At 68.4% G+C, this 26,613-nt stretch carries 19 protein-coding genes; 10 read left to right on the top strand and 9 right to left on the bottom strand.

The genetic code is table 11. The annotated features are described in order from the left end of the window. Both V6M42_RS08825 and V6M42_RS08820 read left to right on the top strand, forming a co-directional pair. Window positions 1-1,880 (top strand): alpha/beta hydrolase family protein (locus V6M42_RS08825; RefSeq protein WP_332678240.1); only part of this gene is annotated, 1,880 nt, incomplete at its 5' end. A gap of 459 nt (window positions 1,881-2,339) precedes the next feature. After that, window positions 2,340-3,842, top strand: a complete 1,503-nt coding sequence (locus V6M42_RS08820; RefSeq protein WP_332678239.1) for an AMP-binding protein — start codon at window positions 2,340-2,342, stop codon at window positions 3,840-3,842. On the opposite strand, the gene V6M42_RS08815 is transcribed toward V6M42_RS08820, so the two are convergent. Then, the gene (locus tag V6M42_RS08815; RefSeq protein WP_332659177.1) at window positions 3,817-4,551 is read right to left on the bottom strand and encodes a TetR/AcrR family transcriptional regulator; all 735 of its coding nucleotides are present in this window, start codon (window positions 4,549-4,551) and stop codon (window positions 3,817-3,819) included. The two genes, V6M42_RS08820 and V6M42_RS08815, sit on opposite strands and share 26 nt — an antisense overlap. 233 nt (window positions 4,552-4,784) lie before the next feature. Here V6M42_RS08815 and V6M42_RS08810 point away from each other — a divergent pair, with 233 nt between their 5' ends. Genes V6M42_RS08810 through V6M42_RS08785 form a run of 6 tightly spaced genes read left to right on the top strand, consistent with a single transcriptional unit; the run spans window position 4,785 to window position 13,573 of the window. Beyond that, window positions 4,785-7,436, top strand: coding sequence for a TonB-dependent receptor plug domain-containing protein (locus V6M42_RS08810; RefSeq protein WP_332678238.1), 2,652 nt, complete (start codon window positions 4,785-4,787; stop codon window positions 7,434-7,436). Between the two features lie 26 nt (window positions 7,437-7,462). Next, the gene (locus V6M42_RS08805) at window positions 7,463-8,725 is read left to right on the top strand and encodes a serine hydrolase domain-containing protein (protein WP_332678237.1); all 1,263 of its coding nucleotides are present in this window, start codon (window positions 7,463-7,465) and stop codon (window positions 8,723-8,725) included. Next, complete coding sequence (locus tag V6M42_RS08800) at window positions 8,722-9,525, top strand: alpha/beta fold hydrolase (RefSeq protein WP_332678236.1); 804 nt, start codon at window positions 8,722-8,724, stop codon at window positions 9,523-9,525. The genes V6M42_RS08805 and V6M42_RS08800 overlap by 4 nt, the downstream gene beginning before the upstream one ends. Next, window positions 9,518-11,002: an MFS transporter gene (locus tag V6M42_RS08795; RefSeq protein ID WP_332678235.1), complete on the top strand. Its 1,485-nt coding sequence runs from the start codon at window positions 9,518-9,520 to the stop codon at window positions 11,000-11,002. Before V6M42_RS08800 ends, V6M42_RS08795 begins: the two co-directional genes overlap by 8 nt. Window positions 11,003-11,039: 37 nt before the next feature. Then, the gene (locus tag V6M42_RS08790; protein WP_332678234.1) at window positions 11,040-11,927 is read left to right on the top strand and encodes an SDR family NAD(P)-dependent oxidoreductase; all 888 of its coding nucleotides are present in this window, start codon (window positions 11,040-11,042) and stop codon (window positions 11,925-11,927) included. Further along, window positions 11,924-13,573 carry a carboxylesterase/lipase family protein gene (locus V6M42_RS08785; protein WP_332678233.1) on the top strand — a complete coding sequence of 550 codons (1,650 nt, stop codon included), beginning with the start codon at window positions 11,924-11,926 and terminating at the stop codon, window positions 13,571-13,573. The genes V6M42_RS08790 and V6M42_RS08785 overlap by 4 nt, the downstream gene beginning before the upstream one ends. Before the next feature lie 50 nt (window positions 13,574-13,623). On the opposite strand, the gene V6M42_RS08780 is transcribed toward V6M42_RS08785, so the two are convergent. Continuing rightward, window positions 13,624-15,024, bottom strand: coding sequence for a mannitol dehydrogenase family protein (locus tag V6M42_RS08780; protein WP_332678232.1), 1,401 nt, complete (start codon window positions 15,022-15,024; stop codon window positions 13,624-13,626). Further along, window positions 15,021-16,433, bottom strand: a complete 1,413-nt coding sequence (uxaC, locus tag V6M42_RS08775; protein WP_332678231.1) for a glucuronate isomerase — start codon at window positions 16,431-16,433, stop codon at window positions 15,021-15,023. Before uxaC ends, V6M42_RS08780 begins: the two co-directional genes overlap by 4 nt. Before the next feature lie 130 nt (window positions 16,434-16,563). Between uxaC and manD the strand changes: the two genes are divergently transcribed. After that, window positions 16,564-17,772 (top strand): D-mannonate dehydratase ManD, encoded by a 1,209-nt coding sequence (gene manD / locus V6M42_RS08770; RefSeq protein WP_332678230.1) that lies wholly within the window; start codon window positions 16,564-16,566, stop codon window positions 17,770-17,772. Window positions 17,773-17,784: 12 nt separating this feature from the next. Here the strand turns inward: manD and V6M42_RS08765 are convergent, their stop codons facing one another. From V6M42_RS08765 to cyoA, 5 genes are read right to left on the bottom strand one after another with little or no spacing between them, the layout of a single operon-like run. Then, window positions 17,785-18,561, bottom strand: coding sequence for an SURF1 family protein (locus tag V6M42_RS08765; RefSeq protein ID WP_332678229.1), 777 nt, complete (start codon window positions 18,559-18,561; stop codon window positions 17,785-17,787). Beyond that, window positions 18,465-18,884 carry a cytochrome o ubiquinol oxidase subunit IV gene (gene cyoD, locus V6M42_RS08760; protein ID WP_332659164.1) on the bottom strand — a complete coding sequence of 140 codons (420 nt, stop codon included), beginning with the start codon at window positions 18,882-18,884 and terminating at the stop codon, window positions 18,465-18,467. Before cyoD ends, V6M42_RS08765 begins: the two co-directional genes overlap by 97 nt. Next, complete coding sequence (cyoC, locus tag V6M42_RS08755) at window positions 18,881-19,516, bottom strand: cytochrome o ubiquinol oxidase subunit III (protein ID WP_332659162.1); 636 nt, start codon at window positions 19,514-19,516, stop codon at window positions 18,881-18,883. Before cyoC ends, cyoD begins: the two co-directional genes overlap by 4 nt. Beyond that, the gene (cyoB, locus tag V6M42_RS08750; RefSeq protein WP_442880944.1) at window positions 19,513-21,513 is read right to left on the bottom strand and encodes a cytochrome o ubiquinol oxidase subunit I; all 2,001 of its coding nucleotides are present in this window, start codon (window positions 21,511-21,513) and stop codon (window positions 19,513-19,515) included. The genes cyoC and cyoB overlap by 4 nt, the downstream gene beginning before the upstream one ends. A gap of 16 nt (window positions 21,514-21,529) precedes the next feature. Next, window positions 21,530-22,552: a ubiquinol oxidase subunit II gene (gene cyoA / locus V6M42_RS08745; protein ID WP_332678227.1), complete on the bottom strand. Its 1,023-nt coding sequence runs from the start codon at window positions 22,550-22,552 to the stop codon at window positions 21,530-21,532. 139 nt (window positions 22,553-22,691) lie between these two features. On the opposite strand from cyoA, the gene V6M42_RS08740 reads away from it, so the two are divergent. Beyond that, window positions 22,692-24,023: an MFS transporter gene (locus tag V6M42_RS08740; protein WP_332659159.1), complete on the top strand. Its 1,332-nt coding sequence runs from the start codon at window positions 22,692-22,694 to the stop codon at window positions 24,021-24,023. Between the two features lie 206 nt (window positions 24,024-24,229). Here V6M42_RS08740 and V6M42_RS08735 read toward each other — a convergent pair. Next, window positions 24,230-26,613: beta strand repeat-containing protein (locus V6M42_RS08735; RefSeq protein ID WP_332678226.1), on the bottom strand; the 2,384-nt coding region annotated here is incomplete at its 5' end.

Below are 26,613 nucleotides of genomic sequence, written 5' to 3'. Positions count from 1 at the left end.
AAGGCTGGCGAGCAGTGAAGATTTCCAGGCGTTATTTTTCGTTGCTCGCCAGCATCCTGGCTCTCGCCCCCCTACACGCTGCTGCCCGGCAGAGCGATGCGCAGAACCGCTATTTCGCCGAAGGCGACTATGTCTTCCGCTCGGGCGCCCAGGGCGTCGATCTCTCGGCGGGAGGCCCGCCGAACTGGCGCGAAGTCATTCGCTACGCCGATTCCCGTCTGAGCGATCGCTATCTGACGGACGTTGTCTGCGCACGGGACGATGCGAGCGTCTGCCTGTTGGGATTCCGCAGTCGCACCGACGATGGCGACATCTGGTTGCTGGCGCGACCGGGCGACCCGGCTTCAGGCCTGGTCGGAATGCGCCGCCTGGACGGCGCCGCCGTTCACGACCTTCTTGCGGCGAAGGGCGGCGCCGTCCTGTTCAGCCGGGCCGGCGGGGAAGGCTCCGGGCTTCAGCTTTCGACGCTGGCCGAGGCCGCCCCCTCGCTTCCGCTGGGATCGAGGGTCTTTGTCAATCAGCCGGGTATCGCCTCTTTCCTGCGTCGCTCCGACGGAGGCTATGATGTCCTGGCGCTCGAGGCCGGTTCTCCCGTCCTGTGGGTTATCTATGACCAGGCGGGTCATCGCCTGGGCCAGGAAGTGGCCACCGGTCGGTTCTATTCGGTCAGCGGGCGCAACATCGTGGCCGCTGTTGCCCCCGAGGCCGCCTCAGCCGGTCTGGCCGGGGGTGGTCTCGTCCTCGCCAGCCCGCCTGAGACCGCTTCCGGCCCGTGGCGTAAGGCGCGGCTGTTCGCAGACCCCGATATTGTGGTCGCAGATCGCGCGTTCGAAGACCCCGCGGATTCCTCGATCGCACTCCTGAACGGCAGCCTGCTGGCTGTTGTCACAGGTTCGACCGGAACGGCCGTTCGCGAGATCTGCGGTCGGCCCGGCGCCACGCGTACGGCCGCGCTCTCCCAATCCGTCGAGGGATATGCTGACGCCACGGTGGATGCAGGCGGCGCTCTCGCTGTCATCACCGGGGTCAGTCTCTGGGGCGATATCCAACAGGTTCTCGTGTCCGGATCGGGAGCCGCACCCGCGCCGCTGAGGTCGTGTGACAGCCCGGCCCTGACGGTTCATGAACTGACCCCCGCGCTCGAGCGCCCGACGCTCACATCGACCTTTCACTCCGTTCGGGGTCCGCAGGGTCGGACACCGACGTACGTGGTTCTCGGTCTCCCCAGTGCCAGTGGCCGCGTGCTCGTCCGGCCGTACGGCGCCTTCAATCTCCCGGTTCAGGAATACGCTCTCAGCGAACTCGAACGTCAGTGGTTGGGCAGGGGCGGCAGGCTTCTGATTCCGACCCTGACGGGTGATGAGCGGCCGGGAGCGGGGCCTTCCGGCGCAGGGGACTACAAGGCCGTCACGACGGATGATCTGATCGCAGTCGTCAATGACGCCAGCGCCCGCGGCGTCGGAACACCCGGCGAGTATGTCCTGTCGGGTTCCAGCGCCGGCGCCTTTGTGGCGGCCAAGGCGGCGCTCACCCACCCCGGAATGTTCCGGGCGGTGCTTCTCTTCGCAGGGGCTCTGGATCTCGAGGCGCTGAGTGGCACCCGCACGGACGTCAGGGAGTTCGGCGACCCCGTGGGAGGTTTTGACCGATGGTATTCCGGGATTCCCGCGCCGTCCGTCGCGCCGCGTTTTCTGCTCTGGCATGCGGAGAATGATCAACGCGCGCCCGTGGCGTCCTCGCGAAGCTTTGCACGATACATCACCAGCCTCGGCTACAAGGGCGAGATGACGATTTCCGACAGGGGCGGCCACATGGTCGGGATGCGAGAGGACACCGCAGCCCCGGCGCTCGCCTTCATTGATCGGGCGTTTTCACAGTGACACGCGCCGCGTCGATCCTGCTCGTGTGCCTCGTCCTGTCGGCTTGCGGCAGCGCCCGTTTCGACTGGCAAAAGACCGCCCAGTCGGTCGCTCGAGGTATATGCAGCGACCCATCGAATTGCGAACTCCCCTGCACCCTGCCGGAGTCCCGGCGGTCAGAGTGCGAGAATCGGGCGCCGGGATCACCCGGAGCTCGCCGGGATTGATCGCCTGCCGAAGGTCAGCAAGCCCCAGGCCCCTGCGCTCCGGAACTTCCGGCAGACGCGGCGACCGACCGGCGTATCGGCGGGATGAACACAGCGTCGCGGATGCGTCGCCGGTCGGCGCCTGTGAAAGTGGGTGAGAGACGGTCCGGCGCGCACTCCCTTTTCATTCATTTAGCGCTAAGTTAGTCACTGGGTGTCCGTTGTCGCGAAAAGCGTCGCGACGTCGGACGATTCAAGGAGGCTTCGCGTCAGTATGTCGACTCATCCCGTCCCGCTCAGCGCCATTCTGGCTCACCATGCGCGTCAGGCTCCGTCGCGCGCCGCGCTGGTGCTGGAGGACATCGCCGTCAGCTACGGCGAGCTCGACGCGCGGTCGAACCGCCGCGCCAGACTGATGGCGGCGCAGGGCGTGCGTCGGGGCGATTTCGTCACGGTCGCCCTGCCCAACGGCCTCGAATTCTACGAGACCGTCTTCTCCATCTGGAAGCTCGGGGCGATCCCGAACATCGTCGCGGCCAGGATGGCGCGGCCCGAGATGGAGGCGATCCTGGACCTGGTCCGCCCCCGACTGTTCGTTGGAACGCCGCCGGGACCCGGCGTCCCGGTGCTGTCGGCGGAGGCGGGAGAACTCGACCGATATTCAGCGGTCGCGCTGCCGGAAGCGGTCTCGCCCCACTGGAAGGCGATGACCAGCGGCGGCTCCACAGGGCGCCCCAAGGTGATCGTCGATGCGGCGCCGGCGATGCGGGATCCGGCCGAGGGTTTCCTGTGCCAGCAACCGGGCGACACCATCCTCAACCCCGGGCCGCTCTACCACAACGCCCCCTTCCACTGCATCACCATGGGGATGTTCTCGGGCGCCACGATCGTCGAGATGGGACGGTTCGATCCCCTGCGCGCGCTCGAACTGATCGAGCGGCACGAGGTGACCTGGGTGACGATGGTCCCCACGATGATGCAGCGCATCTGGCGGCTGGGCCCGGAGGTCCTGTCGCGCTTCACCCTGCCGAGCCTTCGCATGATGCTGCACATGGCGGCCCCGTGCGCGCCATGGCTGAAGGAGGCGTGGATAGACTGGCTCGGCGCCGAACGCGTCTGGGAATATTACGGCACGACCGAAGGAACCGGATCGACGATCATCTCGGGCGTCGACTGGCTGGCCCGCCGCGGCTCGGTCGGTCAGGTGCGCGACGGCTACGCCATGAAAATTCTGGACGCGGAAGGGCATGAGTGTCCGGTCGGACAGGTCGGGGAAATCTTCTTCCGTCCCGATTGCGGGGTCGGATCGACCTATCACTACCTGGGAAGCACGGCCCGCCGGATCGGCGAATGGGAGGCGCCCGGCGACCTGGGAAGCGTGGACGAGGACGGCTATCTGTATCTCTCGGACCGTCGCAACGACCTGATCATCTCGGGTGGGGCGAACATCTATCCGCAGGAGGTCGAGGCCGCGCTCGAGGCGCACCCGGGGGTCAAGGGCAGCGCGGTGATCGGCCTGCCGGACGAGGAATGGGGCGCGCGCGTCCATGCGATCGTGCAACCGGTCGAAGGCGGCGCGCCGGACGAGGCGGAGCTGCTGGCGTTCGTCGCCGACCGGCTGACGCGATACAAATTGCCCAAGCGGATCGAGTTCACCAGCGAGCCCCTGAGGGACGAGGCCGGAAAGGTGCGCCGGGCCGCGCTTCGCCAGGCGCGGCTGGAGGAAGCGGCCGAGCCGGAAACGGCGGATGTCAGCCGGCGGGCTTCGTCCGTCTGACCTTCGCCCGTTTCGGGCGCACGGGTGCGGACGCCGTGCGCTTGTAAAGGGCGTCGAACCCCGCGGCCATGAAGGTCACGAACCGGTCGCGGACGGCCTCGAAGTCGTCGGATGCGCACAGACCGTCCGACAGGCGGTCGATCCGGCCCGTGCGCGACAGGACCAGGGTGTAGGCGCCCGAGGTGAACTGGAAGCTCCAGAAGAGATCTTCGGGATCCGCGTCAGGCAAGGCCTTCTGGAGAAGGCCGATGAGCCGCAGGACCAGCGGGTCGAAATACAGGTCCATCTTCTCGGCGCCATAGCCGGGCGCATTGTTCACCTGGGCGAAGATGCGGCCGAAATTTCGCCAGCCCTCGTCGCCCCTGATGTAGACGTCGAACGCGCCGTCGTAATAGGCGCGCAGCGCGCCCTCGACAGTCGGATGGTCGCCCGCCCCGGCTTCGTAAGCGTCCAGCCCCGCCGTCCGCACCTCCACCGCGTATTCGACCCGCCGCCCGAACACGGCGTCGAACAACGCCTGTTTTCCGTCATAGTAGTAGTGGATCAGCGCCGGATGGATTCCCATCCGGTCCGCCACATCCTTGATCGTGACGCCGAAATAGCCGCGCTGGGAAAAGAGATCTTCGGCCGTGTCGAGGATCAGGCTGATGGTGGAGGCGCGCTGCTCGGCGCGCGTGCGGCGCCCCTCGCCTTTTGGCGCTCCTGCCATGTTTTCCGGCCCCTCTGATCGGATACTTGCGTGCGGCATCGTCGACGGACCCCGATGCCGAACGATGCGGCAGGGGCTCCCCCGGGTCAAGGACGAGGGCGGCATTGGTTCAGCCGCAAACTAATGAACTTGACGGCTACATTTCATTTAGTGCTAAATGAATGAACTAGGGAGACCGCGCCATTTAAGGGGCGGCGAAGCAGAGCGGTAAAGCCGCCGCAGGGGAGGACAGAATGAGAAGACATCCGAAAACCGTCAGGCAGATCGCTCTTGCCGGAACGGCGCTCGCGGCCGCCATGCTGTTGTCTGCGGGGCCCGGCTTCGCCCAGTCGACGGACGCCGAGCCGCAGGACGCTGACCCGTCGTCCGACGAGGCCGCGACCCTGGACGAAATCATCGTCACCGGCACAAGCATCCGGGGCGTGCCTCCGACCGGTTCCAATCTCATCAGCCTGTCCCGCGACGACATCGAGACCATCGGCGCGGCCAATACGCCCGACCTGCTCGCCAGCGTGCCGCAGATGAACAGCTTCAATACCGCGCCTTCGGCCAGCCTGGGCGGTTTCGGTTCGTTTGCGCCCGGCATGCGTGGACTGCCAGCGAACGCGACGCTGCCGCTGATGAACGGCCACCGGCTGGTCGCCGCGGCTGCGAACGAAACCAATCCCGACTATCCGCTCATCCCGAACCTCGCGATCGAGCGTCTGGAGATCGTCGCTGACGGCGCCTCGTCGATCTACGGGTCCGACGCCGTCGCGGGGGTGGTCAACTTCATCACGCGCAGGAACGTCTCCGGCGTCGAGATCTCGGCGAACTACGGCATGGCCGACGACTACTACTCGGGCCATATCGGCGGTCTGGTCGGCCACAGCTGGGACAAGGGAAGCCTTCTGGCGGCCTATCAGTACACCGAGACGGACAACCTCACGGGCGGCGACCGCGATTATCGCATCCAGGACTTCCGCCCCTATGGCGGCATCGACACGCGCTCGACGTCCTGCCCCTCGCCCAACGTCCTGCTCGATCCCTTCTACAACGTCTATTATGCGGCCCCGGCGTTCGCGCCGAACACTCGCAACTTCTGCGACAACGGCGCCGTCGCCGACTTCCTCCCGAGTTCGCGCATCCACAGCCTGTTCGTGTCGGGGCGGCAGGATCTGAGCCCTGTCGCCACCCTGTGGGGCGAGCTTCTGTATTCAGATCGCCACGACGAACTCCGCGTGGCGCCGCCCGCGCAGACGGTGTTTCTCCTCAGCCCGGCGTTCGGCGGCAATCCGTTCTTCCAGGGGCCTCCGGGCGCCTATTACGAGGCGGTCCTGTTCCGGCCCGACAACCTGATCGGGGCCGATCATTTCCTGAACACCGATGACCGAAAGGTGGGCAACTCGTCCTTCGGCGTCGATTTCGAACTGCCGCGCGAACTGAATCTGAGCGTCTACGGGACGTACGACTGGGCCGGGAACGACGCCTTCATTCCCCAGATCAACGCTGCGGCCCTCGCGGCCGCCGCGGCCGGAACGACGGCGGCCACCGCCCTCGATCCCTTCGGCACGGGCACCTCTCCGGCGGTCGTCGCCGCCATTCTCGACTCCTCGACCGACGTCAACATCGAGCAGCGCACCAGCCTTGGAGCCGTGAAGCTCGACGGACCGCTGGCGACCCTGCCGGGCGGACAGCTGAGGTTCGCGCTCGGCGCGGAAGCCCGCCGCGAGACGTTCGAGCAGCGCGGTTTTGTCGGGGCGACGGCTGTCCCCGAGAACCTGCGCCGGGACGTCAATTCGGTGTACGGGGAGCTCTTCATCCCCTTCTTCGGCCCGGGCAACGAAGCCCCGGGGCTGCACAGCCTGTCAGTGTCGCTGTCGGGTCGGCTGGACGACTACAGCGACTTCGGATCGACGACCAATCCGAAGGTGGGCGCCCGATGGGAGCCGGTGGACGGCGTCGCCTTCCGCGCCTCGTACGGCACGTCCTTCCGGGCGCCGGGCATGCGTCAGGTCGGAGCCACGGTCGGCTCCTACTATCTGAGCGCCGCCCAGTCGGTCACCTTCGCCAATGACCCGACGCGCGGCGCGGCCCAGGTCAACACCGTCTATCTGCTCGGCGGCAACAAGGACCTGCAGCCCGAGGAGGCGACCACCTATTCGTACGGCGTCGACCTGAATCCGGCGTCGCTGCCGAACCTCAGGGCCAGCCTGACCTACTACAACATCGAGTACACGGATGTGATCGGGACGCCGTCGGTGCCCTATGTCTTCACGGATCCGACGTTCGCCTCCATCGTCTATCGCAATCCGACCCCGACGGAGCTGGCCAACCTGCTGGCGCTGGCCGTGCCGGTCACCCTGCCGACCCCCCTGCCCGCCATCGGCAATGTGCTGGACCTTCGCCTGAACAATTTCGGCAGCCGCAACACCGACGGCCTGGACTTCGACGTCAACTATCTCTGGACGACCGGCTTCGGCTCCGTCTTCGCCGATCTGGCCGGCAACTACATCCTCAATTTCGACACCCAGTTCTCCCCCGCTGCGCCCGTTTCCGACAGCCTGGACCTGGGCGTGCCGCAGTGGACGGCCAGGGCGACGCTGGGGGTGAATATGGGCGCGGTGAGCGTGGCCGGATTCGTCAACCACCGGGCCGGCGTCCGGAACAATTTCACCACGCCGACCGGGGTGAGCGCCTACGAGGCCGACGCCTACACCACCGTCGATCTGCGGGCGACGTGGACCCTGCCCGACGCCGGCTGGACGAGGGGAACGACGCTGGCGTTGCAGGTCAATGACCTGTTTGACCAGGACCCGCCCTTCTTCCCGGCCACCGACGGCGTCGGCGGGACCTACAATCCGATCGGCCGCTTCGTGGCGCTCAATCTGCGCAAATCGTTCTGAGACCAGGCGAGTACCTGGTGGCGTTGATGATCGATGAAGCCCCCGGGCGCCTTCCGGATCTTGATCCGGAGGCGCTGAAGGGGCTCAGGCCGAGCCTGGAGGCGTTTGTCGAACGGGGCGAGCTGGCCGGGATCGTGACCCTGGCCTCTCGCGGCGGCGAGGTCTTTCACAGCGAGGCGATCGGCTGGCGGGACATCGAGTCCCGCTCGCCGATGCGAATGGACACCCTGTTTCGCATCGCCTCGATGAGCAAGCCGGTGACGTCGGTCCTGGCCCTGATGCTGATGGAGGAGGGCAGGCTCGACCTGTCCGATTCCGTCACGCGCTGGATCCCGGAACTGGCGGGGATGCAGGTGCTCAGGGACCCGGCCGGCGCGCTCGACGTCACTGTTCCGGCGCACCGGGACATCACGGTCGAGGACCTGATGACCCACCGCTCGGGGATCGCCTATGCGCCCTTTTCCGAGGGGCCGATCAAGGCCGCCCTGGACGAGGCCCTCGGCGACCCCGGTCTGAACCGCAAGTCCGTCGACGAATGGCTGACGGCCCTCGGCGCCCTGCCGCTGTCCTGGCAGCCGGGCGACCGTTTCCACTACGGCCATTCCACCGAGGTGCTGGGCTTCCTCATCGGCCGTCTGGTCGGGAAGCCGTTCCGGGAGGTCCTGATCGAGCGGCTGCTGATTCCGCTGGGCATGACCGACACCGACTTCTGGGTGCCGCAAGAACAGCGGGATCGTCTGGCCAGTCTCTATGCGTGGGAGGCGGACGCCGGACGGCTGGCGAAGGTCGAACTCGAGATGTACGACCGGCCTCCGGCCTATACGCCGGGCGGCGGCGGCCTGATCTCGACCGCGGGCGACTATCATCGCTTTGTGCGGATGCTGCTGAATGAAGGCGAACTGGACGGCGTGCGGATTCTCAAGCCCGAAACGGTCCGGCTGATGCAGCAGAACCGGCTGCGCCCTGACCAGAGGCGCGTCCCGTTTGCGGGCATGGACCTGTGGACCAGGTCCGGCTTCGGCCTCGGCGTCGCCATCACCGAGGACCTGACGGACAACCCCTATGGCTGCGGGTCGGTCGGGTCGATCACCTGGCCCGGCGTGTTCGGGACCTGGTGGCAGGCGGATCCCGCCAACGACCTGATCCTGATCTATCTGATCCAGCATCAGGTCCCCGTCTCAGCCCACAGCGGTTCGACGCTGGCCACCGGCCGCGGCGCCGCGGGTCGGCAGGCCCTGCCGGTCTTCCAGAGCCACATCTATGAGGCTCTCACGGACCGGGCCGGATGAGCGGGGCGGGGGCCGGAGCCGGGGCGAGACACGCCTGGGCGACCTGTGCCGGCGATCGCCTGCATTTCGTGCGCACCGGCGACGGCCCGCCCCTGCTGCTCCTCCACGGCGCCTACGGCAGCGGCGAGGGGCTGCTGGCCACGCCCTTCGGCGCCGCGCTGAAGGAGCGGTTTTCCATACTGGCGCCGGATTCCCTCGGTCATGGACTCAGCGACGCGCCCGCCGACCCGGACCGCTATCAGGCCCGTCAGAGGGCGGACCAGCTGGCCGCCGTGCTGGACGCCGCCGGCGCGGCGAGGGTCCATGTGTGCGGCTATTCCATGGGCGGATGGATGGCTTCGGCCCTGGCCGCCTTCCATCCCGACCGGCTGCTGTCCCTGACCATCGGCGGCTGGGACGTGGTCGAGGGCATGTTCACGCCCGCCCGACTGTGGGGCCTCGAGAAGATCGACTACGCGATCCTGACGGACATGATCCGGTCCAGCCGCCCCGAACTGCTGGCCGATCGGGCGCCCACGCGCGAGCCGGGACTGGCGGCGGCCATCAACGGCATGAACGACCTGACCGGACTGGCCCAAGGCGTCCTGACGTGCGGCGTCCCCACCGCGATCTGGATGGGGCGGGACGACGCCTATGACGCGGCGGCGCGCCGCTTCGCCGGGGAGCACGGCCTGACCTATCTGTCCCTGCCGGGCGATCACGCCAGCGTCCTCCAGGATCACGGCGCAGCGACGGCCCGGACGGTGGCGGACTTCATCGTCGCAACCGCCTCCGAAGACCGTCCCCACACCCATGACTGAGGAAAGCGGCGCCATGCAGCAGAACAGCTTGCCCATGACCGGCGCCGAGGCGCGCGGCCGTCCCCTCACGTGGAGATTCAAGGCCGGCTACGGAGCCGGCGCCTTGGCGGACGGCATCGTCGCCGCCGGCTTCGGCTTCTTCCTGCTGTTCTTCCTCACCGCCGTATGCGGCATGTCGGGCACCACCGCCGGCCTGGCCAAGATGATCGCCCTGCTGGTCGACGGGGTGGCCGACCCGGCCATAGGCCTGGCCAGCGACCGGCTGCGCTCGCGCTTTGGTCGCCGGCTGCCGTTCATGGTGCTCGGCCTGCTGCCGTTCGCCGTCGCATTCGGCCTGCTGTTCGCCATGCCCGAGGCGCTGACCGGCGCCGCCCAGTTCATCTACGCCACCGTCTGCCTGGTCGTGCTGCGGGTGTCGCTGTCCGGCTTCGTGCTCCCCTATACGGCGGTCGGGGCCGAGGTGACGGACGACTATCGCGAGCGCGCCAGCGTCGTCGCCTACCGCCTGTCGTTCCAGAACGCCGGCATACTGATCGGGGTCGTGCTGGGACTGGGCCTGTTCCTGTCGGGTCCGACCGGCATGCTGGAGCGCGCCAACTACACCCCCTTCGGCTGGACCTGCGCCCTCGTCATGTTTCTGGCCGGGATGATCGCCATTCGCGCCGTCTATTCGGTCCAGCCGCGCCTGCACGAGCCAGAGATCAGCCATGAGCCGATGGGGTCGGGTTTCCTCCGCGAGATGAAGGAGATGTCGCGCAACCGCTCCTTCATGCTGCTGTTCGCGACGGTCCTGCTCTATTTCCTCGCCTATTCGACCCACACCAGCCTGGCCCTGCACGCCAGCCGGTATTTCTGGGGGCTGGATACGACGGCCATCCAGCTGATTCTGCTGAGCGCCTGTCTGGGGCCGGTTCTCGGCGCCCCCCTGAGCGGCTTCGCCCTGCGCTTCATCGAGAAACGGACCCTGTCGCTGTTCGCCTATTTCGCGATCGCCTTCCTGCTGTTCTGGCCGCCCCTGTTCCAGATCTTCGGCCCCGTAAGGCTGACGCCGGAGGCGGCCTCCATCGTGCTGCTGGTCAACGGCTTGCTGCTCGGCACGGCCATCATGGCGGGGGGGATCGGGTTCCAGTCGATGATGGCCGACACCGCCGACGAGCATGAGTATCTGTTCGGCGTGCGCCGCGAGGGGCTGTTCTTCTCGGGGCTTACACTGGCCTACAAGGCGGCCTCGGGCGTGGGCGGGCTGATCGCCGGCGTCGCCCTCGACGCCATCCACTTCCCGAGCGACCTGGCCTCGCGCGGGCCGGATGTCGTCATCCCCGCCGATGTGCTGAACAAGCTGGCGCTGGCCTCCGGCCCCCTGCCGGCCCTGATCGCCTTTGCGGCGCCCCTGTTCCTGTTCGGCTACCGCCTGACCCGCAAGCGCCACGCCGAGATCATTGTGGCCCTTGAAGCCCGCAAGGCGGGACAGGCCTGATCCCCGCGTCGCCCCGGCCCCCGCTTTCAGGAGAAGCATGATGATCCGACTGGATGGACAGGTCGCCATCGTCACCGGCGCCGGCGGCGGTCTGGGCCGCGCCCACGCCCTGCTGCTGGCCCGGCGAGGCGCCCGGGTCGTCGTCAACGACATGGGCGAGGGGGCCGACGCCGTGGCGGCCGAGATCGTCGCGGCGGGCGGCGAGGCCGTGGCCGCCGTCGGTTCGGTCACCGACGTCGACTTCGTCGACCGCATGGTCGCGGACGCGCACCGGACCTGGGGCCGGATCGACATCCTGGTGAACAACGCCGGCATCCTGCGCGACCGGAGCTTCGCCAGGATGGAGCTCGACGACTTCCGGCAGGTGGTCGAGGTGCACCTGATGGGGGCGGTGATCTGCACCAAGGCCGTGTGGGACATCATGCGGGGGCAGGCCTACGGCCGCATCGTCATGACGACCTCCTCATCGGGCCTCTACGGAAATTTCGGCCAGTCCAACTATGGCGCCGCCAAGATGGCCCTCGTCGGCCTGATGCAGACGCTGGGTCTCGAGGGCGAGAAATACAACATCCGCGTCAACTGTCTGGCCCCGACGGCTGCGACGCAGATGATGGAAGGGCTGATGCCGGAAGAGACGGTTCAGCTGATCCGGCCGGAGTACGTCAGCCCGGCGGTGCTGGCGCTCGTGCAGGCCGACGCGCCCAACCGCGCCATCATCGCGGCGGGCGCCCGGAGTTTCGAGGCGGCCCGCATTTCCCTGACCCGGGGCGTCCATGTCGGGGGCGAGCTCGACGACCTGCCCGAGGCCCTGCTGGAGCGCTGGGACGAGGTCGTCGACCCGGCAGACGATTTCGTGCCCCGCCACGCCTTCGAACAGAGCCGTCTGGAGCTCGAGAAAGCCGGCCGGACGCCGGGAGAGGCATGATGACGTGGCTTGCCAGATCGGCGTCCCTGATCGTCGCCTTGCTGCTGGCCGTTCCCGCTCCGGTCCTGGCGCACGAGCCCGTCGTCGCAACCACCGCCCTCGGCGCGCTGACGGGCCAGTCCGAAGGCGGGGTGCGCGTCTTCAAGGGCGTACCGTTCGCCCGGCCCCCGGTCGGCGACCTGCGCTGGCGGCCGCCTGAACCCGCGGCCGTCTGGGACGGCGTCCGCGATGCGCGGTCCTTCGGTCCCGCCTGCATGCAGCCCCGCACCCGCTTCACGGACTATGAGGCGATCAGCGAGGACTGCCTGTACCTGAACGTCTGGGCCCCCGAAGGCGCCGGAGCGGCGCCGGTGATGGTGTGGATACACGGCGGATCGCTGTCCAGCGGGACCGGCGCCGAGCCCTTCTATGACGGCGCCGCCTTCGCCCGCGAGGGTGTGGTGGTGGTGACCGTCAACTACCGCCTCGGGCCGCTGGGCTGGCTCGCCCATCCGGCCCTGAGTCGGGAAGACCCGCAGGGAGTCTCGGGCAACTACGGGCTGATGGACCAGATCGCCGCGCTGGAATGGGTGCGCGACAATATCGCGGCGTTTGGCGGCGATCCCGGTCAGGTGACCATCGCGGGCGAATCCGCCGGCGCGCTCAGCGTCATGTATCTGATGGTCTCGCCCCGGGCGCAGGGCCTGTTCCATCGCGCGATCGCCCAGAGCGGCTATATGATCACCTCGCCGGTGCTGCGGGACACCCCGTACGAGCAGTGGCCGGATGCGGAGACGGCGGGGCTGACCGTCGCCGCCGCCCTGGGCGCGAACACAGCCGCGGAGTTGCGCGCCCTGTCGGCCGAGGCGATCATCGCCGGCGCGGCTCCGACCGGCTATTTCCCGATGGGGACGGTCGACGGCCACCTCATCCCGGATCAGATCATCGACCGCATCGATCAGGGGCTGCAGGCGCCGGTCCCGGTCCTGGCCGGCTACAACGAGGGCGAGATCCGCTCCCTGCGCATCCTCCTGCCCCCGCCCCCGGCCGGCGCCGAGGCCTATGAGGCCGAGATCCGCGCCCGCTACGGCGAACGGGCTGACGCCTTTCTGGATCTCTATCCGGCGACCGACATCGACGCGTCGATGCTGGCCGCCACGCGCGACGCCCTCTACGGCTGGAGCGCCGAACGACTGGCGGCGGGCCAGCAGGCCATCGGCCGGGGCGGCTGGCTCTACTATTTCGACCATGGCTATCCGGCGGCCGAGACCCTGGGCCTGCGCGCCTTCCACGCCTCGGAGATCCCCTATGTCTTCGGAACATTGGAGAGGACGCCCGGCTACTGGCCCCGGGTTCCGGACGACGAAATCGAGGTGGGCCTGTCGCGGTCCATGACCGGCTACTGGGCAAGCTTCGTCAGGACCGGCCGCCCTGCGGCGCCGGGACAGCCGGCCTGGCCCGCCTATGGGCCCGACCGGACCTACCTCGCGCTGGAGGTGGGGCCCGTGGCGCGGTCCGGACCGGACAACGGCTTCCTCCTGCACGAGGAGGTCGTCTGCCGCCGCCGCGCCCAGGGGCGCCAGGCGTGGCACTGGAATATCGGCGTCATTTCCCCGCCCCTTCCCGCCGCCGGCGGTTGTGGCCCGCGCCCTGACCAGACCCCGTGATAGCAGGGCGTCGGGGCGCTTGTTTCCGGCGCCGCGACTGACGCCTTGGCTCAGCCGCCCGTCATCAGGCGGACCAGGGCGTCGCGCACCGCGTCGACCTCGTCATGCCGCCGAAGGTTCGCGCCCAGGAAGCCGGCGGGACCCAGCAGGGCGGCGGCGATTCCGTCGGCGCCGGCTTCCCGCCAGAGACGTTTGAGGTCGTCCGCGGCGGGGTCGTCGACCGGGCCGTTGTCGCCGCGGACGTGCAGCGCCCAGCCGGCCAGGGCCTCGACGATCGCCGGACTGGTTTCGCCGCGATCCTGACGGGCCTGCAGCGTCTCAAGCCAGCGCTGGGGAATCTTCTGCGAGCCGTCCATGGCGATCTGGCTTAGGCGGTGAGCGAGGGCCGGATTGGCGAAACGCGCCAGCAGGGCGTCGGCGTAGGCGTCAAGATCCTGGCCCGGCGCGGGCGCGAAACTGGCCGGGGCCTCGATCCGCATCAAGCGATCGACAAGGGCGCGCAGGGAGGGATCGGCGACGGCCTCGTGCACGAAGACATGGCCGCGCCGCAGACCCAGATAGGCGAGCGCCGAATGGGCGCCGTTGAGCATGCGCAGCTTGGCGGTTTCGTAGGGGCCGACGTCGGAGACGAATTCGGCGCCGCCCGCCTCCCAGCGTGGACGAGGTCCGGCGAAGCGGTCCTCGATCACCCACTGACGGAAGGGTTCGGTCGTCACGGCCGCCTCGTCGCGCAGGCCCAGACGGGCGGCCGTCGCATCGAGCCGCGCGGGCGTGGCGGCGGGCACGATCCGGTCGACCATCGTCGAGGGAAAGGCGCATTCGGCGCGCGTCCAGGCGGCGAGGCCCGCGTCCACGCGCTCGAGGAATTCGTCCAGCAGGGCCGCCGTCTGCGCGCCGTTTCCGGCGAGGTTGTCGCAGCTGATCACGCTGAGGCCCGGCAGGCCCGCCGCCCGGCGCCGCGCCAGTCCGGCGGCCATAAAGCCGTGGATGGTCGTGGGCCGGTCCATCTCGGCGGCGCCGAGCCGGGGCGCGAGGCCGCCGCCGGGGGCGCGGTGATAGCCCTTCTCCGTGACCGTCAGGGTGACGACCTGAACGGCGGGGTCGGCCATGGCCGCGACGACCGCCTCCGGCGCCTCGGGCGCGACGAGCAGGCGCTGGACGGCGCCGATCAGCCGGACCGTCTCGCCCGAGCCGTCGCGGTCGCTGACCGTGTACAGCCCATCCTGGGGTTCCAGCGCGTCGCGCACGTCCGCGGAACGCATCGACACGCCGACGACGCCCCAGTCGCGATCGCCCGCCGCCATGGCGTCGTCGGTGTAGACGGCCTGATGCGCCCGGTGGAACGCGCCGAGGCCGAGATGGACGATGCCGCAGGCCTGGGCCTGGCGGTCATAGCCCGGACGAGCGACCGACGCCGCCAGCCGGTCCTGCGTCAGGGCCGAAAGCCTCAAAGCCGGTAGGCCTGCTTCGGCAGGCGGTAGGCCAGGTCGACGACGACCTCCGCCGCCTCGTCCTCGCCGATGCGGTGTTCGGCGACCAGCCGCGCCAGGAAGGCGCAATCGACCCTGCGGGCGACGTCGTGCCGGGCCGGGATGGAGAGGAAGGCGCGGGTGTCGTCGTTGAACCCGACGGTATTGTAGAACCCGGCCGTCTCGGTGGTCATCTCGCGGAAGCGGCGCATCCCCTCGGGACTGTCGTGGAACCACCAGGCGGGCCCCAGTTTCAGGCAGGGATAGTGGCCCGCCAACGGAGCCAGCTCGCGGGCATAGGCGCTTTCGTCGAGGGTGAAGAGGATCACCGACAGGCGGGGGTCGGCGCCGAAGGCGTCCAGCAGCGGCTTCAGCGCGTGGACGTAGTCGGTCCGGGTCGGGATATCGGCGCCCTTGTCGCGACCGTGGGTCTCGAACAGACGACGATTGTGATTGCGGAACGAGCCCGGGTGAATCTGCATCACCAGCCCGTCATCAAGACTCATCCGGGCCATTTCGGTCAGCATCTGGGCGCGGAACAGTTCGGCTTCGGCCGCGCTGACCGGGCCGGAGACGACCTTGTCGAACAGGGCCTCGGCCTCGGCCGCCGACAGGTTGGCGGTCGCGGCGGTCGGATGCCCGTGGTCCGAGGACGTCGCCCCTACCGCCATGAAGTCGGCGCGGCGCGCGCGGTGGGCGCGCAGATAGCCCTGCCAGTCGCGCACGTCCTCGCCGGTGATCTCGCCGAAGCGGGCGAGGGCGCCGGCGAACTGCTCATGCTCCGGGTCGATCACAGGGTCGGGGCGATAGGCGGTGACGACGCGGCCGCCCCAGTCGCTGTCGCGGATCGTCCGGTGGTGCTGCAGGCTGTCGGTGGGGCCCTCGGTGGTGGCGATCAGCTCGATATTGAAGCGGTCGAACAGGGCCCTGGGCCGGAAGGCCGGCGTGGCCAGGGCGGCGTCGATGACGTCATAGACATGGTCCGCCGTGCCGGCGTCGAGGACGACATCGACGCCGAAGACCTCGGCGAAGACATGGTTCAACCACAGCGACGAGGGGGTCCCGCGAAACAGGTGGAAATGGCCGGCGAACAGCCGCCAGGCCTCGCGCGGATCGGCGGCGCCCGGTCCCGACCGCGACGGCACGCCGAGAGCCTCGAGCGCCACGCCCTGGCTGTGAAGCATGCGGTAGAGATAGTGGTCGGGCGCCAGCAGCAGGGATGTCGGATCCGACCAGTTCGCATCGGTGGCGAACCATGCGGGGTCGGTATGGCCGTGCGGGCTGATGATCGGCAGGCCGGAGACCTCGGCGTAGAGCCGGCGGGCGATGGCCCGGATCGTCGGCTCGGCGGGAAACAGCCGGTCCGGATGCAGGACAAGAGGGGTCGCCATCATCAAACCGAACTCGACATTCCCGCTTCCCTGATCGGCAATTTGTCTTACCAATAGGTCCGGCGTGACAGGCCAGAACCCGGGCGTCAAGCCTCGGGCGGCGTACGGCTCGAGGACAGGACGGGACACGATGATAATCCAGTCGGCCAAGGTGATCGTCACCTGTCCCGGACGCAATTTCGTGACCCTGAAGATCGTCACGGATCAGGGCGTCCACGGGATCGGCGACGCGACCCTGAACGGGCGTGAGCTGGCGGTCGCCGCCTATCTCGAGCACCACGTCATTCCGGCCCTGATCGGCAAGGACCCGCGCAGGATCGAGGACATCTGGCAGTATTTCTATCGCGGGGCCTACTGGCGGCGCGGGCCTGTGACCATGTCGGCGATCTCCGCCGTTGATACGGCGCTGTGGGACATCAAGGCCAAGATGGCCGGCATGCCCCTGTACGACCTGCTGGGAGGCAAGAGCCGCGAGTCGGTCATGGTCTATGGCCACGCCAACGGCGCGGACATCGAGGAGACGGTCGACTCGGTCGGGAAATATATCGACATGGGCTACAGGGCGATCAGGGCCCAGTCCGGCGTGCCGGGTCTGGCGGACGCCTATGGGGTGGGGCGGGACAGGCTGTTCTACGAACCCGCCGACGCCGCCCTGCCCACCGAGACGATATGGGACACGCGCAAATATCTGAACTTTGCGCCGAAGCTGTTCGACAGGCTGCGCGACACCTACGGCTTCGACCATCACCTGCTGCACGACGGCCATCACCGGCTTACGCCGATGGAGGCCGCGGGGCTGGGCAAGCGGCTGGAGGACTATCAGCTGTTCTGGCTCGAGGACGTCACTCCGGCCGAGAACCAGGAAGCGTTCAGGCTGATCCGCCAGCACACCACCACGCCGCTCGCGGTCGGTGAAATCTTCAACACCATCTGGGACTGCAAGGACCTGATCCAGAACCAGCTGATCGACTACATCCGCACCACCGTGGTGCGGGCGGGAGGCATCACCCACCTGCGCCGGATCGCCGATCTGGCGGCCCTGCACCAGGTGCGGACCGGCAGCCACGGAGCCACAGACCTGTCGCCGGTGACCATGGGCGCGGCCCTGCATTTCGACACCTGGGTGCCCAATTTCGGCATCCAGGAATACATGCGGCACACGCCCGAGACGGACGCGGTGTTCCCGCACGACTACCGCTTCGACAAGGGCTTCCTCTATGCGGGCGAGACCCCCGGCCACGGCGTCGACATCGACGAGGATCTGGCCGCCAGATACCCCTACAGGCCGGCCTCCCTGCCGGTCGCGCGGCTTGAAGACGGAACGATGTGGAACTGGTGACGCGGAGCGCGCTCAGCGGCTGCGGCGTCTGTGCCGGAAGACGATCACGCCGCCCGCGAGGCACAGGGCGGAAAGCCCGAACCAGGTCAGGGCGTAGACGAGATGGTTGTCGCGGAACTTGACCACCGTCAGCCCGCCTGCCGGATAGCGGCCCGGCGCGTCGACGGCGTCCGCGTCGATGAAGAAGGGCGCCACCGGTCCGGCCATGCCCCGCGCACGCGCGATGGCCTGGACATCCCGTGAATACCAGCGACCGGCGGCCGGCGCATTGGCGCGCAGGAATCCACCACCGGGTTCGCTGGCGCGCAGCAGGCCGGAGACCTCGGTCGGTCCATCGACAGGCTGCGGCGGACGACGGGCCGGGTCCCGGGCCTCGGCCGGCACGAATCCGCGATTGACGATCACGACGCCCTCGTCCGTGCGCAACGGCGTCATGACCCACCACCCGGGCCCGGCCTCGGTCACCGCCTGGACCAGGGTCTCCCGATCATGGAGATAGACGCCCCGGACCCTGACCCGGGTGTAGGCGTCGTCCGGGGACCATTCCGTCCACGCCGGCAGGGGCGCCGGCGGCGCGGCGAGGCGCGCCTCGACCGTGGCGATCAGCTCGCGCTTCCACCCCAGTCGCTCGACCTGCCAGACGCCCAGGGCTGCGAAGCCGACGGCCAGCGCCAGGCACAGGGCCAGAAAGGCTATCCGGCCTGGAGCGGCGCGGCGGCTGCCGCCAGGGGGGGCGCCGGCTGGGGCGCGGTCGGCATCATGTTGCCGTGCAGGTGATACATGATCCATAGGGAGCCGCTGATGACGATGAGCACCATGATGGCCGTGAAGACCAGCGCCACCAAGGTCCAGCCGCCCTCTGACCGCGTGTTGACGTGCAGGAAGCAGACGGTGTGGACCGCGATCTGCGCAAAGGCCAGCAGGGTGATCAGGATAGCCGTCCACTGGACGCTGAGCACGCCCGTCATCGCCAGCCAGAACGGAATGGCGGTCAGCACGGCCGACAGGACGAAACCGGTCAGATAGCCGCGGCGCGAGCCGTGGTCGTGGCCGGCCTCGTGCGGGACCGGCGTCGCGGGATGATGGACCTTGGGGTCCTGATGCGCGGTCATTGCAGGGTCCCCAGCAGATAGACGAAGGTGAAGACGCCGATCCAGACCACGTCGAGCAGGTGCCAGAACATGCCCAGGCAGGTCAGACGCCGCTGGTTCTCCACCGTCAGGCCCCTCTGCCCCACCTGGACCAGCATGACCCCGATCCAGATGAGGCCGAAGGTGACGTGCAGGCCGTGGGTGCCGACCAGGGTGAAGAAGCCGGACAGATAGGCGCTGCGCTGGGGTCCGGCCCCCTCGGCGATGAGATGCGAGAACTCATAGAGTTCGACCCCCACGAAGGCCGCGCCGAACAGCGCCGTCAGGGCCAGCCACATCTGGACCCGGCGCGTCTTGCCCTCGTGCATGTCCAGCATGCCCATGCCGTAGGTGATGGACGACACCAGCAGCAGGCCGGTGTTCAGCGCCACCAGCGGCAGGTCGAACAGTTCGCGCGGCGTCGGGCCGCCGGCGTAGGCGAAGGCCAGAACGCCATAGGTGGCGAACAGGGTGGCGAAGATGAGCGCATCGCTCATCAGATAGATCCAGAAGCCGAGCAGGGTCGGGCTGGCGTGCTCCCCTCCGTGCTCGTGGGCTTCTTCCTGGACCAGGTAGAAGGTGGGGCTCTCGGCCTCCTGACGTGTCGTGCTCATGCCCTCGCCTCCAGGGCGCGCCGCGCCGCCTCGTCGTCGTTCAGCACCTCGACCGGGACGTAGTAGTTGCGGTCGTAGTCGAAGGTGAAGGCGATCGAATAGACCAGCAGGGCCGCGAAGCTGAGCGCCGCCAGCCACCAGATGTACCAGACCATGGCGAAGCCCAGCACCAGGGCGAGCCCCGACATGATCAGGCCGGCCCCTGTGTTGCGCGGCATGTGCACCGGACGGAAGCCCGACGCCGGCCGCTGGTGGCCGCGGTCCTTCATGTCGTACCAGGCGTCCAGGTCGTGGATGACCGGGGTGAAGGCGAAATTATAGAACGGCGGCGGCGAGGTGGTCGACCATTCCAGGGTCCGTCCGTTCCACGGGTCGCCGGTGAAATCGCGCAGCTTGTCCCGGTTCCGGATGCTGACCGCGATCTGGATGACGAAGGCCAGGATGCCGACCAGGATGATCAGGGCGCCGATGCCGGCGATGACGAACCAGGGCTGCAGGGTCGGGTCCTCGAAGTAGCGGACGCGCCGCGTCGTGCCCATCAGGCCGACGATGTAGATCGGCGTCCAGGCGACCCAGTAGCCGATCACCCAGCCCCAGAAGGACACCCAGCCCCAGAAGCCGTCCAGCTTGAAGCCGAAGGCCTTCGGGAACCAGTAGGTCATGCCGGCGAACAGGCCGAACACCACGCCGCCGATGATGACGTTGTGGAAGTGGGCGACCAGGAACAGCGAGTTGTGCAGCACGAAGTCGGCCGGCGGCACGGCCAGCAGCACGCCGGTCATCCCGCCGACGACGAAGGTGATCATGAAGGCGATCACCCAGGCCATGGGCAGTTCGAACCGGATGCGGCCGCGGTACATCGTGAAGAGCCAGTTGAATATCTTGGCCCCGGTGGGGATGGCGATCACCATGGTGGCGATGCCGAAGAAGGAGTTGACGCTGGCTCCGGACCCCATGGTGAAGAAGTGGTGCAGCCACACCAGGTAGCTGAGGATGGTGATGACCACGCTCGCATAGACCATCGACGAATAGCCGAAGAGCCGCTTGCCCGAGAAGGTCGAGGTGATCTCGGAATAGATGCCGAAGACGGGCAGGACCAGGACGTAGACCTCCGGGTGACCCCAGATCCACACCAGGTTCCAGTACATCATGGCGTTGCCGCCGAGGTCGTTGGTGAAGAAATTGGTCCCGACGTACCGGTCCAGCATCAGCAGGGCGAAGGCGCCGGTCAGGACGGGGAAGATGGCGATGGCCAGGACGTTGCTGCACAGCGCCGTCCAGGTGAAGACCGGCATCTTCATCAGGGTCATGCCGGGCGCGCGCATCTTGAAGATGGTGGTGACCATGTTGATCGAGGACAGCGTGGTCCCGACCCCGGCTATCTGCAGCGCCCAGAGATAGTAGTCCGGCCCGGTGCCTGGACTGTTCTGGATATTGGCCACCGGCACATAGTTCAGCCAGCCCGCGGTCGAGAACTCGCCCACGAACAGCGAGACCATGACCAGCGCCGCCCCGGCCACCGTCAGCCACAGGCTCAGGCTGTTCAGGAAGGGGAAGGCGACGTCGCGCGCGCCGATCTGCAGCGGCATCACATAGTTGACCAGCCCGACCACCAGCGGGATGGCCACGAAGAAGATCATGATCGTGCCGTGGGCGGTGAAGATCTGATCGTAGTGGTGGGCGTTGAGGTAGCCCTCGCTGCCGCCGAAGGCCATGGCCTGCTGCAGCCGCATCATCAGCGCGTCGGCGAAGCCGCGCAGCAGCATGACGATGCCGAGGATCATGTACATGATCCCGATCTTCTTGTGGTCGACGCTGGTCAGCCACTCGCGCCACAGCCAGCCCCACAGCCTGAAGCGGGTCACGGCCGCCAGAATGACGAGGCCCAGGAGCGCGACGACGGCGAAGGTGCCGATCAGGATCGGCTCGTGGATCGGAAACGACTCCAGGCTCAGGCGGCCGAACACGGGGCTGAAGGCGGGGGTCTGAGAGGACATGGACATCTCCGTCGGCCTAGCCGTGCGCCGCGCTGCCGGTCACCGGCGCGGTATGCGAAGAGGGAGCCGGGGCGTGGGCGTCGCCCTGGGGTCCGCGTTCGCCGGAGGCCTCGGGCGCTTCCTGACGCGGGTGGTGCATCTGCTCGGCCAGACAGGTCGTCCCGGGCGCGACGCAGCGGTTCACCACCCGGTCGAACAGACCGGTCGGGGCCGCGCTGAACAGGGTAGCCGGATGTTTCTCGGTCGGCTTCTCGAGGGTGAGATAGCCGGCGGTCGTCAACCCCGTGCCGGTCGTCTGGACCTGACGGACCCACTGGTCGAACGCCGCAGGCTCCACGCCGCGCAGACGGAAACGCATGTCCGAGAATCCCGCGCCGCTGTAGTTGGCCGAGAAGCCCTCATAGTCGCCGGGGCGGTTGATCACGGCGTGCAGCTGGGAGCGCATGCCCGGCATCGCATAGATCATCCCCGCCAGGGTGGGGGCGTAGAAGGTGTTCATCATATTGGTCGAGGTGATGTCGAACCGCACCTCGCGATCCACGGGCAGGACCAGCTCGTTGACCGTGGCGATGTTCTGCTCGGGGTAGATGAACAGCCATTTCCAGTCCATCGCCACCACCTGCACGACCATCGGCGCCTGCGCCGGATCGGTGGGGCGGCCTTCCGATATCCGGTCCAGCCGCCGGAACGGATCGAGCAGGTGGGTGCTCGACCAGGTCAGGGCGCCGAGGCAGATGATGATCAGCAGCGGGATCGACCAGATGGCCAGTTCCAGCGCCGTCGAATGGTGGAATTTCGGGTCGTAGGTCGCCTTCGCATTGCTGGCCCGGTACCGCCAGGCGAACAGCACGGTCAGGATGATGACCGGCACGATGACCAGCAGCATCAGTCCGGTCGAGAAATAGATCAGGTCGCGCTGCTGCAGGGCGACGTCGCCGGCGGGGTTGAGGACGGCGCGCTCGCATCCCGTCAGCAGACAGGCCAGGGAAAGCAGACCGAGCCCGGTCAGACGCCTGTGTAGGGGCAGGTGTTCGCTCATGACTTCGCCGTTAGGCCGCGCCCGCGAAAGGCTACATTGGACATTTTGTCCCATACACGTTTTGCGCCTATACCGGCAGAGGTAGCAAGTGAGCTCGGGCGACCTCGGCCCTGGCGGCCTTCCTGTCTGCGAGTGGGAAATGAACGCACCAACTGGCTCCTCCACCTCGACCCCCCTCGAACGGGACGCGCGGCTGGTCAACGCCGACGACCATGAGGTCAAGCCGGGCGATATCGCTATCGGGGTGATCATCGGTCGCACCAGCGAATTCTTCGACTTCTTCGTCTACGCCCTGGCGTCGGTTCTGGTCTTCCCGGCGGTGGTCTTCCCCTATGTGGACGCGGTCACCGGCACGCTCCTTTCGTTCGCCGTCTTCGCCCTGGCCTTCGTGGCCCGGCCCTTCGGCACCCTGCTGTTCATGTGGATCGACCGGAACCACGGACGGGGGGTCAAGCTGACGATCGCCCTCTTCCTGCTGGGCGGGTCGACCATGGCGATCGCCCTCCTGCCGGGCCACAACCAGATCGGAGCCCTGTCCGCCGTCCTGCTGGCCGTGTTCCGCTTCGGACAGGGCATGGCTCTGGGCGGCGCATGGGACGGGCTGCCTTCGCTTCTGGCGCTGAATTCGCCGAAGGATCGCCGCGGCTGGTACGCCATGATTCCGCAGCTGGGCGCCCCTCTCGGGCTGCTGGTCGCGGCCGCCCTCTTCGCCTATTTCCTCTCGATCCTGACGCCCGAGGACTTCCTGTCCTGGGGCTGGCGTTATCCCTTCTTCGTCGCGCTCGCCATCAACGTCGTGGCGCTGTTCGCCCGCCTCCGCATCGTCGCAACGCCCGAATTCGAGCGCCTGTTCGAGAGCCGGGAACTGCAGCCGTCGCCGGCCTTCGAGACCCTGTTCAAGGAGTGGCGCACCATCGCCCTCGGCGCCCTGGCGCCGCTGGCCGCCTTCGCCCTGTTCCATATCGTCACGGTCTTCCCGCTGTCCTGGGTGATCCTGACCGGCCAGGATGAACCCGTCCGCTTTCTGCTGATCGAGATGGTCGGCGCCGTGGTCGGGGTGGTCTCGATGCTGGCCTCGGGGATCATCGCGAACCGGGTCAGCCGTCGGCTCGTGCTGGCGGTGTCGGCCGTGCTGATCGGCGCCTACAGCGGGTTCGCGCCGCAACTCCTGAACGCCGGTCCCGTCGGGGAGACGGTCTACATGCTCCTGGGCTTCGCCCTGCTCGGCTTCGCCTTCGGTCAGTCGTCGGGCCTGGTGAACGACCGGTTCCAGCCGCAGTACCGCTATACGGGCGCCGCCATCGTCGCCAACTCGGCCTGGCTGGTCGGCGCCGGCTTCGCGCCGCTGGTGGCGCTGTTCCTGGCCCATCAGTTCGGGGTCTGGGCGGTGGGCGCCTATCTGCTTTCCGGGGCGCTGTGCACGCTGATCGCGCTCGCCATCAACAGGGACTGGGCGAGCGGGGCCCGCTAGGTCCCACGAAATCCCGTACGCCACCGACGCCGGCGCGGGCGTCCCGTCCGGGAAGCCGGCCAGGGGCGTCGCGGAGGCGCATGGCTGAACGTTGAGGCTCCGGGGTCCCGGGGCGGCCTGTCCTGCGCCGGGTCTACGCCCCCCGGGCGTATGGGGCGGTTGCGGGCGGGGGCGGGCAGTCTCGCACGCCGGCCCGCCCGCCGGCATCAGCCGACGGGCTGGGTCTCCGCCCCGGCCGCCAGGTCGATCTCCTGTTCATAGTCCTCGCCGGAGTCCAGCTGGATGATGATGGCCGTGTAGCCGAGCCGCAGCAGCTCGCCGAGGCGATCGATCGAGTTGACCACGACCGGCCGGCGGTTGCCCCGGCCCTCGCCCGCGGGAGCGATCAGCGCCACCGCCAGGTTGACCGGGAGCCGGATTTGCCCGTTCGAGCCCACCAGGCCGCCGGCCGGAGCCAGGAATTTGTCGATGAGGATCTGGCGGGCGTCGGTGGAGCCCGAGCCGACCACCTGCTGACCGTTGACGTTGATGGTGCCGTTCGGGTCGGTGGTGATCGATCCGAACGTGCCCTCGATCCTGCCGCCCGGGGCGTTGACCGCCACCGAGCCGGCGGTGACGTTGACGTTGACCGGCAGGGGCGAAACGACGGTGACCGCGCCGGGGGTCGAGACATTGGCCGAGATCGGGCCCTGGGCGGCGATTGTCACCCCCGCGCCGCCCTGGACCGTGCCCGTCACCGAACCGCCGGTCGAGGCCACGGCCACCGTGCCGGTGGTGGTCACATTGGTGTTGATCGCGCCCTGGGCGGTGACCGAGACCGCGCCGCCGCCCTGGACCGTGCCCGTCACCGAGCCGCCGGTCGAAGCCACGGCCACCGTACCGGTGGTGGTCACATTGGTGTTGATCGCACCCTGGGCGGTGACCGAGACGGCGCCGCCGCCCTGGACCGTCCCCGTCACCGAACCGCCGGTCGAGGCCACGGCCACCGCGCCGGTGGTGGTCACATTGGTGTTGATCGCGCCCTGGGCGTTGACCGAGACGGCGCCGCCGCTCTGGATGCCGCCGGTGACCGACCCGCCGGTCGAGGCGACCGCGACCGATCCGGCCGAGGCGATGTTGTGGTTGACGGCGCCGCCCGCGACGACGCTGACGGGTCCGCCCGCCGCGATCGACCCGCTGCTGGTTCCTGCGGTGGCCAGGCTGACGGAGCCGCCAGCGATCAGCGGTCCGCTGTCATTGCCGCCGACCTTGGCGTTGACGTCGCCAAGGGTGTCGAGCGTGTTTGCGCTGAACACCTGGTCGCCGCTGAGCTGCGAGACGAAATTCCCGGCCAGCTTGACGGTCTGGGCTGAGAAGTCGTCGCCGCTGACCGTCATGGCGCCGAGGCGCAGCGCCTCGCTGCCCAGGTTGCCGAGGATGATGTCCCCGTCGGCGGCGCCCAGGCCGGAGCCGGCGTTGAACACCACGCTCTGGGCGCCGTTGACCGTGCCGATCAGGTCCGGCTGGACGACGATGTCGCCGGCGGCCGGGCCTGAGCTGTTGAATGTGGTCACCGCCTGGGTCAGGCGCACGGTCGAACCGGCGTCCGAACCGAGGAAGGACAGGCTGGATCCGGCGTAGGTCGAGCCGGTCAGCACCGTGCCCGCCGAGCGGACCAGCACCGCGCCGAGGCGCACGTCTTCTCCCATCGAACCGAGGGAGGCCGTACCCGCCCCGGTGTCGATCGACAGCGACTGACCGCCGGCGCCGGTCCCGTCGACGGTCCCCGCGACGACATCGCCGCCGTGGGTGGCGATGGTGGTCCCGCCGTCCAGGGTGGTCCGGCCGGTCAGGGTGAAGTCGCCGTTGTCGGTGACAAAGCCGCCCGCGAGACGGATCGCTTCGCCGGTCCAGGACTGGGCGCCGACGGTGCGGGCCCCGCGGGCGGCGATCGACGCTCCCGAGACATCCAGGCCGGTCAGGGCCGTGGTCGCGCCGATCCCGCCCAGGCTGACCGCGCCGTCGGCCTCGACCGACAGGTCATGGGCGCCGTCGATGGTCCCCATGACCACGGAGTCGGCGTCGATCGAGGTCGCCCCGTTCAGGATCGCCGCGCCGTCGACCACCAGGTCGTCGCCGGCCGCATAGAGGCCGGTCAGTCCGATCGTGGCCGCGTCGTACGACTGGTCGCCGCTCGTCACTGCGCCTTGCGACATGATGGTCGCCGCGGTCACGTCGAGATTGGCCAGGGCGGTGGTCCCGCCGACCGCGCCGAAGCTCGCCGATCCGGCCGCGCCGACCGACAGCGAATGGGCGCCGTTGACGGCCCCGAGGACGACATTTCCGTCCGCATCCAGGCTGGCGTCGCCGGTCAGGTTCGTGGCGCCGTCGGCCGTGAAGTCGCCGCTGGCCACATAGGCTCCCGACAGGCCGATCGAAGCCGCCTGGAAGGTCTGGTCGCCCGTGGTCTCCGCGCCGTTGGAGGCGATCGAGGCGCCGGAGACGTCCAGCGACGCCAGGGCCGTGGTCCCGCCGATCGCGCCGAGGCTGACCGCGCCGTCCGCATCCACCGACAGGTCGTGAGCGCCGTCGACCGAAGCCAGGGTGACGT

Origin of the sequence: Brevundimonas sp. (assembly GCF_036677305.1) — a bacterium.
In the GTDB taxonomy this organism is placed as follows: Bacteria; Pseudomonadota; Alphaproteobacteria; order Caulobacterales; family Caulobacteraceae; genus Brevundimonas.
Note: the sequence above shows the minus strand (reverse complement) of the source record. Positions and strands in the feature narration are given on the sequence as shown.

What these genes read in the sequence shown, in the direction of transcription:
- V6M42_RS08820 (WP_332678239.1), top strand. Translation starts at nt 2,340, where the DNA reads ATGTCGACTCATCCCGTCCCGCTCAGCGCCATTCTGGCTCACCATGCG.
- V6M42_RS08815 (WP_332659177.1), bottom strand. Translation starts at nt 4,551, where the DNA reads ATGGCAGGAGCGCCAAAAGGCGAGGGGCGCCGCACGCGCGCCGAGCAG.
- V6M42_RS08810 (WP_332678238.1), top strand. Translation starts at nt 4,785, where the DNA reads ATGAGAAGACATCCGAAAACCGTCAGGCAGATCGCTCTTGCCGGAACG.
- V6M42_RS08805 (WP_332678237.1), top strand. Translation starts at nt 7,463, where the DNA reads ATGATCGATGAAGCCCCCGGGCGCCTTCCGGATCTTGATCCGGAGGCG.
- V6M42_RS08800 (WP_332678236.1), top strand. Translation starts at nt 8,722, where the DNA reads ATGAGCGGGGCGGGGGCCGGAGCCGGGGCGAGACACGCCTGGGCGACC.
- V6M42_RS08795 (WP_332678235.1), top strand. Translation starts at nt 9,518, where the DNA reads ATGACTGAGGAAAGCGGCGCCATGCAGCAGAACAGCTTGCCCATGACC.
- V6M42_RS08790 (WP_332678234.1), top strand. Translation starts at nt 11,040, where the DNA reads ATGATGATCCGACTGGATGGACAGGTCGCCATCGTCACCGGCGCCGGC.
- V6M42_RS08785 (WP_332678233.1), top strand. Translation starts at nt 11,924, where the DNA reads ATGATGACGTGGCTTGCCAGATCGGCGTCCCTGATCGTCGCCTTGCTG.
- uxaC (WP_332678231.1), bottom strand. Translation starts at nt 16,433, where the DNA reads ATGGCGACCCCTCTTGTCCTGCATCCGGACCGGCTGTTTCCCGCCGAG.
- manD (WP_332678230.1), top strand. Translation starts at nt 16,564, where the DNA reads ATGATAATCCAGTCGGCCAAGGTGATCGTCACCTGTCCCGGACGCAAT.
- V6M42_RS08765 (WP_332678229.1), bottom strand. Translation starts at nt 18,561, where the DNA reads ATGGATCATGTATCACCTGCACGGCAACATGATGCCGACCGCGCCCCA.
- cyoD (WP_332659164.1), bottom strand. Translation starts at nt 18,884, where the DNA reads ATGACCGCGCATCAGGACCCCAAGGTCCATCATCCCGCGACGCCGGTC.
- cyoC (WP_332659162.1), bottom strand. Translation starts at nt 19,516, where the DNA reads ATGAGCACGACACGTCAGGAGGCCGAGAGCCCCACCTTCTACCTGGTC.
- cyoB (WP_442880944.1), bottom strand. Translation starts at nt 21,513, where the DNA reads ATGTCCTCTCAGACCCCCGCCTTCAGCCCCGTGTTCGGCCGCCTGAGC.
- cyoA (WP_332678227.1), bottom strand. Translation starts at nt 22,552, where the DNA reads ATGAGCGAACACCTGCCCCTACACAGGCGTCTGACCGGGCTCGGTCTG.
- V6M42_RS08740 (WP_332659159.1), top strand. Translation starts at nt 22,692, where the DNA reads ATGAACGCACCAACTGGCTCCTCCACCTCGACCCCCCTCGAACGGGAC.